Source organism: Pseudarthrobacter sp. RHLT3-21 (genome assembly GCF_059383495.1).
Window position 1 is genome coordinate 15,976 of the sequence record NZ_JBWZCI010000003.1, and the last position, 14,045, is coordinate 30,020.

General features: G+C 65.3%; 13 protein-coding genes. 7 read left to right on the forward strand and 6 right to left on the reverse strand.

The genetic code is table 11. The features are described 5' to 3' along the window. Positions 1-234: 234 nt before the first annotated feature. Together AC50YA_RS04220 and AC50YA_RS04225 are read right to left on the reverse strand one after the other, a co-directional pair. The gene (locus tag AC50YA_RS04220; protein WP_494981109.1) at positions 235-1,773 is read right to left on the reverse strand and encodes a putative bifunctional diguanylate cyclase/phosphodiesterase; all 1,539 of its coding nucleotides are present in this window, start codon (positions 1,771-1,773) and stop codon (positions 235-237) included. Positions 1,774-1,793: 20 nt separating this feature from the next. After that, positions 1,794-3,419, reverse strand: coding sequence for a sensor histidine kinase (locus tag AC50YA_RS04225; RefSeq protein WP_494981110.1), 1,626 nt, complete (start codon positions 3,417-3,419; stop codon positions 1,794-1,796). 133 nt (positions 3,420-3,552) lie between these two features. On the opposite strand from AC50YA_RS04225, the gene AC50YA_RS04230 reads away from it, so the two are divergent. The 3 genes from AC50YA_RS04230 (at position 3,553) to AC50YA_RS04240 (ending at position 6,015) form a co-directional block, all read left to right on the forward strand. Next, complete coding sequence (locus AC50YA_RS04230; RefSeq protein ID WP_494981111.1) at positions 3,553-3,939, forward strand: DUF7793 family protein; 387 nt, start codon at positions 3,553-3,555, stop codon at positions 3,937-3,939. A 54-nt stretch (positions 3,940-3,993) separates the two neighbouring features. Next, positions 3,994-4,818 carry a class I SAM-dependent methyltransferase gene (locus AC50YA_RS04235; protein ID WP_494981112.1) on the forward strand — a complete coding sequence of 275 codons (825 nt, stop codon included), beginning with the start codon at positions 3,994-3,996 and terminating at the stop codon, positions 4,816-4,818. Positions 4,819-4,890: 72 nt separating this feature from the next. After that, entirely contained in the window at positions 4,891-6,015 is a 1,125-nt protein-coding gene (locus tag AC50YA_RS04240; protein ID WP_494981113.1) for a glycerate kinase, read from the forward strand. Between the two features lie 28 nt (positions 6,016-6,043). On the opposite strand, the gene AC50YA_RS04245 is transcribed toward AC50YA_RS04240, so the two are convergent. Next, the gene (locus AC50YA_RS04245) at positions 6,044-6,706 is read right to left on the reverse strand and encodes a DUF6766 family protein (RefSeq protein WP_494981114.1); all 663 of its coding nucleotides are present in this window, start codon (positions 6,704-6,706) and stop codon (positions 6,044-6,046) included. Between the two features lie 49 nt (positions 6,707-6,755). Continuing rightward, positions 6,756-7,250 (reverse strand): DUF6328 family protein, encoded by a 495-nt coding sequence (locus AC50YA_RS04250; RefSeq protein ID WP_494981115.1) that lies wholly within the window; start codon positions 7,248-7,250, stop codon positions 6,756-6,758. Positions 7,251-7,490: 240 nt separating this feature from the next. On the opposite strand from AC50YA_RS04250, the gene AC50YA_RS04255 reads away from it, so the two are divergent. From AC50YA_RS04255 to AC50YA_RS04265, 3 genes are all read left to right on the forward strand, one after another. Then, complete coding sequence (locus AC50YA_RS04255; RefSeq protein ID WP_494981116.1) at positions 7,491-7,943, forward strand: hypothetical protein; 453 nt, start codon at positions 7,491-7,493, stop codon at positions 7,941-7,943. 186 nt (positions 7,944-8,129) lie between these two features. Beyond that, positions 8,130-8,948 (forward strand): GAF domain-containing protein, encoded by an 819-nt coding sequence (locus tag AC50YA_RS04260; RefSeq protein WP_494981117.1) that lies wholly within the window; start codon positions 8,130-8,132, stop codon positions 8,946-8,948. Continuing rightward, a complete protein-coding gene (locus tag AC50YA_RS04265) occupies positions 8,945-9,808 on the forward strand; it encodes an SGNH/GDSL hydrolase family protein (protein WP_494981118.1) in 864 nt (287 codons plus the stop codon). Before AC50YA_RS04260 ends, AC50YA_RS04265 begins: the two co-directional genes overlap by 4 nt. A gap of 56 nt (positions 9,809-9,864) precedes the next feature. Here AC50YA_RS04265 and AC50YA_RS04270 read toward each other — a convergent pair whose 3' ends face one another. Next, positions 9,865-11,217, reverse strand: a complete 1,353-nt coding sequence (locus AC50YA_RS04270) for a uracil-xanthine permease family protein (RefSeq protein WP_494981119.1) — start codon at positions 11,215-11,217, stop codon at positions 9,865-9,867. Positions 11,218-11,405: 188 nt separating this feature from the next. Here AC50YA_RS04270 and AC50YA_RS04275 point away from each other — a divergent pair, with 188 nt between their 5' ends. Then, positions 11,406-12,011 (forward strand): malonic semialdehyde reductase, encoded by a 606-nt coding sequence (locus AC50YA_RS04275; RefSeq protein ID WP_494981120.1) that lies wholly within the window; start codon positions 11,406-11,408, stop codon positions 12,009-12,011. 119 nt (positions 12,012-12,130) lie between these two features. Here the strand turns inward: AC50YA_RS04275 and pgm are convergent, their stop codons facing one another. After that, entirely contained in the window at positions 12,131-13,801 is a 1,671-nt protein-coding gene (gene pgm / locus AC50YA_RS04280) for a phosphoglucomutase (alpha-D-glucose-1,6-bisphosphate-dependent) (RefSeq protein ID WP_494981121.1), read from the reverse strand. Positions 13,802-14,045 lie beyond the last annotated feature (244 nt).

A 14,045-nucleotide genomic window follows, 5' to 3' on the forward strand; every position in this document is an offset into this window, starting at 1 on the left:
AGGATTGGAATCCGCCAAAACCGCAGCAATAACTCCCCAAGCTTGTACCCGAACCGGCATTAGCAACGCCCCCAGATGACGAAGTAATGGCTCCTTGGCCCCGTTATTTTCAAATTTCCAGATGCCTTCGGAATTCGCTACTTCTGATTAATGCCGATCTTCCTGGCCTCGAAGAATCGGATACCGCTACTTGATCGTATATCGGGATGATCCAAAAGCGCAGCCCTTAAGCGATCAACTTCTATTACTTTGGGATGAAGTTTGGGTCAGCAGCGCAGGAATCTGTTCGGGCGGGACAGGCTTACTGAAGAAATAGCCCTGTGCGCTGAGGCACCCGAGGTTCCTGAGGTGCTCGGCCTGTTCTGCTGTTTCCACGCCTTCCCACACGGCTTCGAGCCCGCAGGCGCGCACTAACTGTAGGACTGCAGCCACCAGGGCCGGCTGGCTGGGGTCTGTTCCCAGGCCCTCGATCAGGGACCGGTCCACCTTGACCCGGTCCACCGGGAGCCGGCGCAGGTAGCTGATGGAGGAATATCCGGTACCGAAGTCGTCGATCTCGATTCCTACGCCCAGACCGCGCAGCCCGCCCAGGGAATATCGGTCCAGATCGTTGCCCCTGACGATGGCCGCCTCTGTCAGCTCCAGGACAACCTGCTCGGGGCGGACACCCGTCTGCTTGAGTACGGCGCGGACGTCCTCGATGAACTGCAGGCTCTGCAGATCCGTTGCTGAGATGTTGATCCGGACAGAAAACCGGCTGTCCACAAGTTCGGCATCAATCCAGCGGCGCAGCTGGCCTACAGCCGTGCTGAGCACCCACAGGCCCAGCTCCGAGATCAGCCCGGCATCTTCTGCCAGCGGGATGAATTCGTCGGGCATGATGCGCCCGCGCGTGGGATGGTCCCAGCGGATGAGGGCTTCCACCCCTTCAATCTGCCCGGTGCCCAGCTCAACCACGGGCTGGTAGTGCAGCACCATGCCCTCGCCCTTGATGGCGGCCCGGAGATCCTCCAGCAGTTGGCTGCGGAGCCTGCGGATGAGCAGGAGCCCGGGTTCGAAGACGTGGAGCCGGTTCTGGCCCTCGGCTTTGGAGGCATACATGGCCACATCGGCCTCCATCAGCAGGTCCTCGGCCTTCCGGCCGGCCGCCCCGACGCTGAGTCCTACGCTCGCCCCGCAGCGGACGGTCCGGTCGGGCAGGTCGATGGGTTCCTTGATGGCTGCCAGGATGCGCTGGCCTACGACGGCGGCCTGGTCGGCGCCCGTGTCCGGCATAACGATGGCGAACTCGTCCCCGCCCAGGCGGGCAACAACGTCGCTGGCCCGGACCGCGCCGCGGATGCGCTGGGCCACGGTGATCAGCACCTGATCCCCGGCACTGTGGCCGAGGGTGTCGTTGATGGATTTGAAGGCGTCAAGGTCAAGGAGCAGGATGACGGGCTGGCTGAGGGCACCGCCGTCGTTGTCCTGGGCGGACTTCAGCGCGGCCAGAAGTGCCGAGCGGTTGGCGAGGCCCGTGAGGGGATCCTGCATGGCCATCAGTTTCATCTCGCGGTGGGCTTCGTGCAGCAGTTGCGTGCGGACCTCAACACGCTGCTCCAGCTCTTCGTAAATGATCTGCAGGTCCTCGGCCAGGAGGTTGGTGCCCATGATGATGGCGTCGAGCTCGTCCCGGGCCGGCGATACTTCTATCCGCGACTGGAGGTCTCCGGAGGCAAGCCGGACGATGCCATCGAGCAGCTGGGAGAGCCTGGGGTCATCGTCAGCGAACATCTGGCGCCTCCTTTCCGGGGTCAGGTTTCCTTGGACCCGTGGGCTCCAAGGGGGAGGTTCACGGTGACAGTGGTGCCAACACCCAGCTCCGAGGTTACGTCAATGCGGCCGCCGTGGCGCTGGACGATGTCCTGCGTGATGGCGAGTCCAAGCCCGGTGCCCGGAACTGCCCCGGACATCGCGTTCGAGGCGCGGTAAAAACGGGTGAAGATGTGGGCTATCTCGTCACTGGAGATCCCCATCCCGGTGTCCGAGACGCGGACCGTCGCCCAGCGGGTGCCGTCTGCGTCGGCCCGCGTCAGGCTGGCCACGTCGATCTGTCCTCCGCCGGGGGTGAACTTGATGGCGTTGGAGACCAGATTCGTGAAAACCTGCTGCAGCTGCACTTCATCTGCCAGGATTTCCAGGTCCTCCGAGGCCAGTGCCGTGGCAATGGTGACGTTCTGCACTTTTGCGAGCGGCCTCAGCGCAGCGGTGACGATCTCAAGCGTCCGCGCCAGCCGGACAGGGGTCAGGTGCAGCGGGCTTTGCTCATGCCCGTTGCGGGAGACGCTTAGCATGTCTTCGATCAGCAACCGCAGCCGTTCGGTGTTCCTGACCACGATGTCCAGCATCTGGTGGACCTCGCTGGACACCGGATCGGACGTGTTCTCCTGGATCATGTCCAGGTACGCCATGATCGATGTCAGCGGCGTGCGGAGCTCATGGTTGACGGTGGCCAGGAAGTCGGTCTTGGCTTTGTCCAGCTGCTGGAGCTGCTTGACCACCTGCTGCTGGCTGGTGATCAGATGGCTTTGGATCAGGCCGTGGGCGGTATTGCCCGCCACGTGCTGGATCAGTGCCAGCTCAGCCCGCGACCATTCCCTGGGGGAGTCCAGCAGGGCAATCCAGATAATTCCCAGCGAAGAACTTCCGTCCCCCATCGGGACGGCCACCGACGCGGCGGCGCGCAGTTTCGCGAGTTCGGACGGCAGCCGGACGTCGCCGGTGCCGAGCGGCGCGAACGCTCCGTCCGCCGTGAGGGCCTCAGCCCGCGCCCACAGAACGTCAGCCGTCCTGCGCACCGGGTCCTCGTCTGTGAACAATCCTTCAGGCAGGGGAGCCAGGCCGGGCCGGTGCCACTGGGCGGTGATGGGCGGCACCCTGTCGTCGTCGAACGTGGTCAGCCAGACCCGGTCCGCGCCGAAAGTCTCACCGAACCCCCTGACCACAAAGTCGGCGATCTGTTGCGGATGGTTGGTTCCGCGGACCGCCGCGGATACCTGCCGCAGCCTTTCGCGTAACGTCTCCGCTTCCTGCCGCGCTTCATTCCGGCGGGAGACCAGGTTGATCAGGGCCGTGGCGCGGTGGACGAGCTCCTTGGCAGCAGGCGGTTTGGCGATGCTGTCCCGTATGCCGGCATGCTCCACTGACTTGATCTCTGCCGGACTGTCGAGATCCACGAGGAACAACACAGGGGCGGTAGCGTCGACGTCGGAGAGTGAACTGTCCAGGATAAGCACGGAGGGCTCGTACTCGTCCAGGAGGGCCAATAGGCTGGCGGCATTGTCCACAGCGTTGACCGTGAAGCCCGCCGCCTCCAGTGCCGCCGTCGTGAATTCCCGGCGCCCGGCGTCGGGGTCCCCAACCACAGCCAGATATGGCACGGTCGCGACATGTGGTGTGTCCGCTGGCAACCTGCCCCCTTCAATCCTGAGTGATCACACGTTTGGTCCTGACTGAGTACATTGTAGGGTGACGGAGCACACCTGCTCCCATAAGAATGCGCGGAAGGTAATCGTGACGAGTCAGCCTGCAGAAGAGACCAAAGCGGACCTGACGCTGGACGAACAGGGTGTTGTCCAGCTGAAGTGGGCGCGGGGTGTGTCCATCGCGGAATCCGACGCCGAGGCAGCCATGCGGAACGTCAACGAACTGTGCGGGTCCCGCCGCCTTCCAATGCTGGTGGACATGGCCACCACGGCCCAGGTCAGCCGGGGAGCCCGTGCCGTTTTTGGCCGCCCCTGCCAGGCCTCCCGCATTGCGCTGCTGGGGGCGTCGCCGGTTGACAGAGTACTGGCCAACTTCATCCTGGGCATCAACAAACTGCCCTGCCCCACCCGGTTCTTTACGTCCCGCGACGACGCCATGGCCTGGCTGCTGAAGGAGTCCGCGGCCACAGCCTGAAGGGACCAGCCCGGTGAAACCGCCGCAGCGTGTTGGGCGTCCTATATTTGTACAATGTCATCCCCAGCGAAACAGGTGCTCTCCGCACTGCGGAAGTACCTGATCCTACCCAAACTGATCAGGCTGTCGTGGTCTGCGCCCAAGAACAGGACCGTGGCCTGGGACAGGTATTGGGCCGGAATCGCCAGCACGGGAGCCCGGAGTGACGTGCTGTGGGATTCCGGCACGGACCACGAGCTGCTGGGCTACCGGGACGTCCTGCAGCGGCACTTCGATCCCAGCCTGCCCGTGGTGGATGTGGGCTGCGGACATGGTGCCTTCAGCCGCGCTCTGACGGCGATTTCACCGCAGGTCCTGGGCGTCGATGTGTCTGCGCACGCGGTGGCCCGCGCCCACGACGAATCGGCCGGCGTTGTGGGTGTCAGCTACCTGGTGCGTGACATGACCGAGCCAGGAGCCGGCGGTGATCTGGTGGGGTCTACGGATGCCAACGTCTTTGTCCGCGGCGTGCTGCACGTCCTGGCCCCGGTCGATCAGGCCGCGCTGATGGAAAATCTGAGGCGGCTCGTGGGCACACGCGGCACAGTCTTCCTGGCGGAGACGAATTTCCAGGGCAACCCGGTGGAGTACGTCGCGCACTTGGGTGCGTCGCTGCGAAGCATCCCGGCCCCGCTGGAGCTGGCTATCCGGAAACTGCCCATGCCGGGCCACTTCGGAGCGGAGGACCTGGCCCGCGTGATGCCGAAGGACCGGTGGACGTTAGTGGAGGACGGGGCCACCACGATCGAGACCAATCCGCTGATGGACGCTGCGGGGAACAGCCGCGTACCGGGCTACTTTGCGGTGCTCAAGGCCAAACTTCCCGACGCCAGCCGGTAGAGGGCGTCCCGGGCTGTCCGCATGGCGGATTGGGCAAGCGCTTTCCCGCGCGAGGCTGGCATGATGGACGGCATGCGCATTCTCATCGCTCCGGACAAGTTCAAGGGCTCGCTCACCGCCGCGGAGGCCGCCGCCGCCATGGCCGAAGGTGCGCTGCGCGTCTACCCGGACGCTGTAGCCAACCAGTTTCCGATCGCCGACGGCGGTGAGGGAACCCTGGAGGCCGCCGTTTCGGCCGGCTACGAGGAGCGGCTCAACGCCGTTGTGGGTCCCATCCTTGCCCCGGTGGGGGCCGCCTGGGCCTTCCGGAAGAAGGCCGACGGCGGTGCTACCGCCGTCATCGAGACGGCGCAGGCCTCCGGTCTTGCCCAGATGGAACCCACCCCGGCCAACGCCCTGCGGGCGCACAGTTACGGCTGCGGGCAGCTGATCGCCGCGGCACTCGACGCCGGAGCAACCGAGATTGTGCTGGGCCTGGGCGGATCGGCCATGACCGACGGCGGCAGCGGCGCCCTGCGTGCGCTCGGCCTCAAGCCGCTGGACGCCGCCGGCAATGTGGTCCCGTTGGGCGGCGGATCACTCGCCGATGTTGCAGCCCTCGATATCTCCGGACTGGACCCCCGCCTGTCCGCCGTCTCGTTCAGGATCGCCGTGGACGTCCAGAACCTGCTGTACGGCGCCACCGGCGCGGCCCACGTCTTCGGCGCCCAGAAGGGCGCCGACGACGAGGCAACGGAACAGCTCGACGCTGGTCTCCGCAACTGGGCGTCCGTGCTCCGGGAGGCCACTGGCCGGGACGTCAACATCCCGGGGGCGGGGGCGGCGGGCGGCTTCCCGGCGTCGTTCCTTGCCTTCACCAACGCCCGGCTGGAAGGCGGGTTCGCGCTCGTGGCGGGGCTCACCGGCCTCGCGGGCCAACTGGACAATGCGGACCTGGTGATCACCGGTGAGGGCTCCCTGGACTCGCAGTCTTTGACCGGCAAGGCACCCATCGCGCTCGCCGACGCGGCCCGGGAGCGCGGGATCCCGGTGATCGTGGTGGCGGGGCGGATCCTGGTCACGCCCGAGGACCTGGCCGGGCACGGCGTGGTGGCCGCCGCGCAGCTGCTGGATGTGGCGTCCAGCCCCGAAGACGCCGTCGCCAACGCCGCAAAATACCTGGCCTGGGCCACCAGCCAGGTTCTGGAAGGCGCCTGAAGCCAAGGCGTCAGGAGCGCACTTCTGCTCAGGCTCCGGTCTCGTAGTGCGGCTCGGCCACCGGCTTAGACTCCGGTGAACCCTTCTCGCGGAGGTAGACCGAGGCACCCACCAGGACGGCCACGGCGAGGAATTCACTTTGCCAGTTCTGGAAGGACTCGAACCAGAACCGGCTGGTGGCCAAATACTGCAGCATGGTGACGGCGGGCTGGCCGTGGCTTTGTTGCTCCTCGCTGTAGGCCGCCGCGCCGCCGGCGGCGTGCAGGCTGAAGGAGGCAACAAACAGCAGCAGCAGGAGGATGGACAGCGAGTGTTCATAGAGCTTCAGGACCAGGCCGCCGCGCTTCACCGGCCACGGCGTGGAGTCCTTGATGGTGGCATCACGCGGATCCTCGTCCTGCGGTGCAGTCTTTCCCAGCGGCTTGGATTCGGAGGAGCCCTTCTGGAAAAGGAAGACGGTCAGGATCACGTACATGGCCATCTGCAGAAACTCGGATTCCCAGTTTTCAAACGTGGCTTCGACAAGATCGCCCGTGGACAGGTACTCCAGAACCGTGACTGCCGGCTGCCCGTGGGCCGCCTGGTCCTCGCTGTACGCCGCCGCCCCGGAGAGGATCATGCCAACGAAGAACGCCAGGAAGAGTCCGGCGTTGGCGAGCAAAAGCCCGTGTTCCTTGGCCCACTTGCGCATGTGCACTCCTTCGGTTGGATCCCTTGCGACTTGCTGGTTTGGTGGCCTGTTACCGTTCCGCTGCGCGCCTGTTGAGCCGCAGCGGGACGTAGATCAGCAGCACCAGGAGGACCGCCAGCAGGATTCCGCCGGCGGTCAGGCCGGCGGTGCGGCCGGCCGTCACATCAAAGACCAGGGTGGCTGTCCCGACGCTGAGCATCCCCACGCCGGCCAGTGCGATCTTGGTAATGGTGTCAGCGCTGGAGACCAAGGTTTCCTTGAGGCGTTGGCGGAAGAGCCGGCGGTGGACGCTGACGGGAAGGAGGATAAAGGCGGTGGTCAGCGTCGCGATCACCACGTTGACGAGATAGAGGCCCACCTGGAAATCGTCCAGGCCCTCGAACCGCTGCTGGAACGGGAGCGTTAGGAGGAAGCCGGCAAGGATCTGGACTCCGGTCTGCAGCACCCTGAGTTCTTGCAGCAACTCGGCCCAGTTGCGGTCCAGCTGCTCTTCGCGGGTCTCATTCCGTCCGGTGCTTCCGGTGAAGTCCTCCACATCAGACATGCTTCTCCTCGCTCCCGGGGCATAGCCCCGTGCACCAAAGCTAGGCCGAAGTTGCGCCTAGATCAACGTTTGGTAAGTTTACTGATTTATTTGTTCCGGGCGGTGGACTTGCTCTGCCGGGCGGGATAGCTTCGAAGAGAGCCTCGTGCATCTCCGGAGCAGTGCTGCCCGTGACCGGCGGCAAGGGCCTGCAACGAAGTTTGCACGTCAGATTCATCCACATCCACAACAGGAGGAACCATGAGTCAGGACAACCAGCGCACGGAACCGGACGAGGAAATGGGCGGTTACGGCACGCCGACGGCGGAACAGGAGGCGGGCGGCGCGGACAACAAACAGTTCGCCCAGCCCCGTGAGGAAGAGGATCTTGATGCCGCCGGCCTGAACCAGGACAGCCCTGACGGCGAAACATTTTCTACAGGCGCGCCCAATCTCAGCCACTTCGATGAGGAGGACAAGGACAGTGCCGGCGAGCCGGGTGCCGGCCGCTTCGGCGGCACCGATGACCAGCACCACGCCGAAAGTGACACCAATGATCCCGGTTTCGAGCCGGGCGAACCGCCGATCCCGCGCGAGGCCGACGTGCCCTCCGCCGAGGCGGAGATCAACGGGGCCAACGCCGATTCGCAGGGATCGGAACCCTTCTCGTCGGAATCCGGACAGGATGCCGCCGGCCTGCCGGACGGCAGCTGAAACGACCTCCCCAACGGCAAGCCACCGAAGGACGACGACGAGGAAACTTTCGACTCCGGGTAAGCACTGTTCTATGCCAGGACTGCGGTTTTTGTGTGGCTGGACGCGCCCCGTGGTGCGGGCCGCGGACGTATCCTAGAAACAGGTTTTGCAGTGGGCCACGCGTTTCAAACCTAGGCGTGGAACATGGCCGCGGAGACAACAAGGGAGCCGGGCTGGGAATCGCTTCCCGACCCCCAGGATGTGGTGTTCGAAAGCACGGATGTTGAAGACTTCCTTGCTGCGGTCACCCGAGAGTTCATGCGCGACATCGACGGCGACCTCCGCGCTATCAGCTGGGCCGTCACGTTTTTCCGCCCCGGATCGGCCCGGACTGCCGCCGCCGGCAGTGCTGCGGCCCGCGCCGCGGACGAAGAACAGTGCTCATTTGCGGACGGACCTGTGCTGGAAGCCCTCCGCGCAGGCGACTTTGTGCATGTGGCCGACGTCGCCCGCGACCGGCGGTGGCCAGGCTACGCCAGTGCGGCCGCGGACCACGGCGTCGGGGCGCTGCTGTCCATGCCGATTGTGGCCACGGCCGGCTGGAGTGCAGCGCTGAGCCTCTACGCGTCCAGTCCCCATGCCTTCACCAGCGAGGACATCATCAGGACGCGCCGGTACGCGCGGCAGGTGGCCCGTTCCCTCCGGATGGTGGTCCGTGTCGCGGAGCGGGCCGAAGCCGGCGCGCAACTGGCGATGGCCCAAAGCTCCATGGTGCTGATGGATCTGGCAGTCAGCATCCTGAAGTCCGACTACGGGCTCGGCCATGAGGCCGCCCTGCAGTACCTCCGGACCGTCGCACGGCATACCAACCAGGGGCTTCGCGAGACAGCCCTGAAAATTGTGGCTGACTCGCGTCCGGACCCGGAACGACGCGGCCGGGACAATGCCGGCTTCCGGGGACTCGCTGAGGTTGAAACACCCGCCCTCCACCAGGGACCCTACAAAACAGGGAGCACGCCATGAACGTCTGGAAGCAGGACATTGCAGCCAAGAACGCTTCTGTGGAACCGGCGCCCCACCCGTGGCACCGGCTGGTTGCGTTGGGTGACTCCTTTACCGAGGGGATCGGGGATCCCGAGCCGCGCAGCGAGGGTGGCCTGCGCGGCTGGGCGGACCGTGTGGCCGAAGAGCTCAGCGCGAACCAGACTGATTTCGCCTACGCCAACTTAGCCGTCCGTGGCCTGCTGGTGCAGCAGATCTTCGACCACCAGCTTGCCCCTGCGCTGGCCCTGAAACCTGATCTGGTCACGCTCTCAGCCGGCGGTAACGATATTGTTTTCCGGCGCAGCGATCCTGACCGGCTCGCAGAAAAGATCGACGACGGCGTGGAGCAACTGGCCCGGTCCGGCGCCACCGTGGTCCTCTTTGCCGGGCCGGACTGGGGTGCGACGCCGGTCTTCAGCCAGATCCGCGGCAAAGTGGCCATCTTCAATGAGAACCTTCACACGGTGGCCGCCCGCCACGACGCGGTCATGGTTGACTTGTGGTTCCTGCGCGAACTGTCGAACGCCGGCATGTGGGATCGGGACCGGCTGCACTTTTCACCGCTGGGCCACCACACCATCGCCGCGGCCGTGCTGAAGGCGCTGGGCGTCCCGCACACACTGGAGCCGTTGGAGCCTAAGCCACCGCTGCCCCACAGCTGGACGGAAGCCAGGACCGAGGACCTCATCTGGGCACGGGAATATCTCGTTCCGTGGGTGATCCGGCAGCTGAGGCACCCGCCAGAAGCGGAGCTGACGGCCAAGCGTCCCGAGCCGCGGCCGGTTTTCGGCCTCGGAACCCCGCCCGGACCCTTCATCAGCGGCAGTCACGCAGCCTGACGCAGCCGCCTGACGCAGCAGTCCGAGTCAACAGCCTGACGCACCCGCGGGAAGGGTCAACGCTTCTTCGGCATGCGTTTCGCTGCGGCGTTGATGGCCGCCTTTGCAGCCGGTGGCAGGCCCGCCTGCTCCGTTTCCGGTTCCGCCACCGAGCCGCGCGCCTTCGCGATGGCTTTCATGCCGTGGTAAATCACCAGGGCCGCGGCTGAGCCGAGGGCGATGCCGGTGAACGTCAGGTCCCCGATGGTCCAGGTGTAATCGGCGATGCCGATGATCAGCGCGACGGCGGCCGTGGTCAGGTTCACTGGGTTGGAGAAGTTCACCTTGTTCTGCACCCAGATCTTCACGCCCAGGATGCCGATCATGCCGTACAGCATGGTGGCGGCGCCGCCCAGCACGCCCGGCGGGACCGTGGCAATCAGTTCGCCGAATTTCGGCGAGAAGCTCAGCACAATGGCAAAGACGCCGGCAACCCAGTACGCCGCCGTCGAATACACCTTGGTGGCCGCCATAACGCCGATGTTCTCCGCGTACGTGGTGGTGCCGGAGCCGCCACCCAGGCCGGCGAGGACCGTGGCGGCACCGTCCGCCATCAGTGCGCGGCCGGAGACGCCGTCGAGGTTCTGGCCGGTCATGGCCGCCACGGACTTCACGTGCCCGATGTTCTCGGCTACGAGGACCAGCACCACGGGAACAAAGAGGCCAAGCACGCCCACATGGAACTCGGGGGTCTGGAAGTGCGGCAGGCCGATCCAGGCGGCCGCTTCCATTTTTTCGTAGCTCACTTCGCCGCGCAGCATGGCCACGAGGTAGCCCACCACCACGCCGACGAGGATGCTGAGCCGGCCGACGATTCCGCGGAAAAGAACGCTCACCAGGATGATGGTGGCCAGCGTGACGACGGCGGTGACCGGGGCGGCGTCGAAGTTCATCTTCGCCGCGGGGGCAAGGTTCAGGCCGATCAGCGCCACAATGGCGCCGGTGACGATGGGCGGCATCAGCCGGTTGATCCAACCCGCGCCGAACTTCTGCACAATCGCACCGATCAGGGCCAGCGCGACGCCAGCGAGCACCACTCCGCCCAGCGCGCCGGGCACGCCGAATTGCTGCTGGGACGCCATGATGGGCGCGATGAACGCGAAGCTGGAGCCGAGGTAGCTGGGCACGCGCCCCTTGGTGATGACCAGGAACAGCAGCGTGCCGATGCCGGAGAAGAAGAGGGTGGTGGCCGGCGGCATCCCGGTGATGATGGGAACCAGGAAGGTGGCTCCGAACATGGCCACGACGTGCTGCATGCCCACGCCGATGGTCAGGGGCCAGGCCAGCCGCTCATCCGGAGCAACCACGTGGCCGGGCTTAATCGATTTGCCGGTGCCGTGAAGCTTCCATTTCATTCCGAGCATGCTCATGGTCGGGGGCCTTTCAAGGGGGTTGCCGCTGGGGCTGGGATCTTCCGGTGCAACAATACCGCGCGGGTCCGCTGTGGTGAACGTCACGTGCGCATAGGGAAGAAGGCGGACGTGCTTGAAGTTACAACTATGGAAAGCAGACCGCCGGCCCATCATTTGCGATGAGCGGGCCCAGCGAAAGGTACGCCATGACTATTGCCCACGAAGAAGCGGTTATCGATTCGGCCGCCGTTGACGCCATTTTTGCCGAGGCCCGTACGGCCAACTCCTTCACCGGCGAGGTGACCGAGGACCAGGCCCGCGCCATCTACGAACTCACCAAGTTCGGCCCCACGGCTTTCAACTCCCAGCCCCTCCGCGTGACCTACGTCCGCTCTGATGAGGCCCGCGCCACGCTCGTTGACACGCTGGCCAACGGCAACAAGGCCAAGACCGCCTCCGCGCCGCTGGTTGCCGTCCTCAGCTATGACACCGCCTGGGCCGAGCAGTGGGACAACTTCCTCCCCGAGTACAACGCTCCGAAGGCCATGTACGACGCGGCTCCGGACCTGGCCGCGTCCACCGGCAACAACAACGCGCACCTGCAGGCCGGCTACTTCATCCTGGCCGTCCGGTCCCTCGGCCTCGCCGCGGGCCCGATGACCGGAGCCGACTTCGGCGCCATCGACGCCGCGTTCTTCCCGGCCGGCGGCCAGAAGAGCTTCCTGGTGGTCAACATCGGCCAGGCCGGCGAAGACGCCTGGGGTGCGGCGAAGCCCAAGTTCAGCTACGAGGACGTTGTCCGCACCGTCTAACGCTCTCTCACTTTCTGCAGCCTAAGCACCAACGCTCTCTCACTTTCCTGAGGAAAGTGAGAGAGCGTTGTTCGTTTTAGTGCATCTAGTGAGAGAGCGTTCGTTTTTTCTTGCGCAGATTAGCCGATGACGCCGTCCACCAGCGCCTTGGCTTCCGCCTGGACCTGCTTGAGGTGCTCCTCGCCCTTGAAGGACTCGGCGTAGATTTTGTAGACGTCCTCGGTCCCGGACGGGCGCGCGGCGAACCAGGCGTTCTCCGTGACCACCTTGAGTCCGCCGATGGACGCGCCGTTGCCGGGCGCCTCGGTCAGCTTGGCGGTGATGGTTTCGCCGGCCAGTTCCGTTGCAGTGACGTCCGACGGCGAGAGCTTGCCGAGTGCCGCCTTCTGCTCACGCGTGGCTGCCGCATCAATGCGCGCGTAGACCGGGGCGCCGAACTGGTCGGTCAGGCCCTTGTACAGCTGGGACGGGGACTTGCCCGTGACCGCGGTGATCTCCGAGGCCAGGAGCGCCAGCAGGATGCCGTCCTTGTCGGTGGTCCAGACGCTGCCGTCCAGCTTGTTAAACGAAGCGCCGGCAGATTCCTCGCCACCGAACGCGCCTTCGCCGGACAGCAGTCCCGGCACAAACCACTTGAAGCCCACAGGGACCTCAACCAGTTTGCGGCCCAGGCTTTCCGCCACGCGGTCGATGATGGAGGACGAGACGAGGGTCTTGCCCACCACCGAGTTGGGGTTCCAGCCGCTGCGGTTGCGGTAGAGGTAATCGATGGCGACGGCGAGGTAGTGGTTCGGGTTCATCAGGCCACCCACCCCATTAACAACAGGTGTCACGATGCCGTGCCGGTCGGCGTCGGCGTCGTTGCCGGTGGCGATGTCGAACGCGGCTGAACTGCCGCCGTCGGACATCCTGTTGATCAGGGAGGCCATGGCGAACGGCGAGGAGCAGTCCATCCGGATCTTCTCGTCCCAGTCCAGGGTCATAAAGGCCCACTGCGGATCCACGGTGGGGTTCACCACGGTCAGGTCCAGGTGGTGGCGCTCGCCGATCTCGCCCCAGTAATCCACTGCGGCGCCGCCCATGGGATCGGCGCCGATGCGTACGCCGGCCTCGCGGATGGCGTCCAGGTTCAATACGGACGGGAGGTCGTCAACGTAGCTGCTGAGGAAATCGAACTTGCCGGTGCTGTCCGCAGCGAGGGCGTCGGAGACGGGGATGCGCTTCACGCCCCGCAGGTCGTTTTCCAGGAGTTCGTTCGCGCGGTTGGCGATCCAGCCCGTGGCGTCGGAATCGGCCGGGCCGCCGTGCGGAGGGTTGTACTTGAAGCCGCCGTCTCCGGGTGGGTTGTGGCTGGGCGTGACCACAATGCCGTCCGCCTCAGGAGTGCCGGGCTGGCGGTTGTTGTTGTACGTGAGGATGGCGTGGCTCAGCGCCGGTGTGGGGGTGTAGCCGTGCCGCGCGTCGATCAGCACGTGCACGCCGTTGGCGGCGAGGACCTCGAGGGCGGAGTTCTGCGCCGGCTCGCTGAGGGCGTGGGTGTCCTTCGCCAGGAAAAGCGGGCCGGTGATGCCCTGCCCGGCGCGGTATTCCACGATTGCCTGTGTGATCGCGATGATGTGTTTTTCGTTGAACGACGCCTTGAGGCTCGAGCCGCGGTGCCCGGAGGTGCCGAACGCCACGCGCTGGCCGGGATCACTGAGATCCGGTGTGATGTCGTAATACGCGTCGAGGAGCGCAGTGATGTCAACAAGGTCCTGGGGTTGGGCAACTGTGCCCGCGCGGCTAGCCATGGCACCAGCATGCCAGACGTGGGCGGCAGTCAAAACGCCCGGTCCATAATCCGGCCCCCTATGACGCGGAAAGTACCCTCCGGACCGTGGACAGCAAGTAGTTAAAGCAGGTAGTGGCCCCAAAGGTACCTATATACCGGCTCCCTGCGCCGCTGCTACTTTCGGAAAAGCTCAGGAAGGAATGCCCCGACGGCGGGGAGCGCCGCCGTCGGGCACTGCAGTTAGCGTCGGTACTACAGTAAAT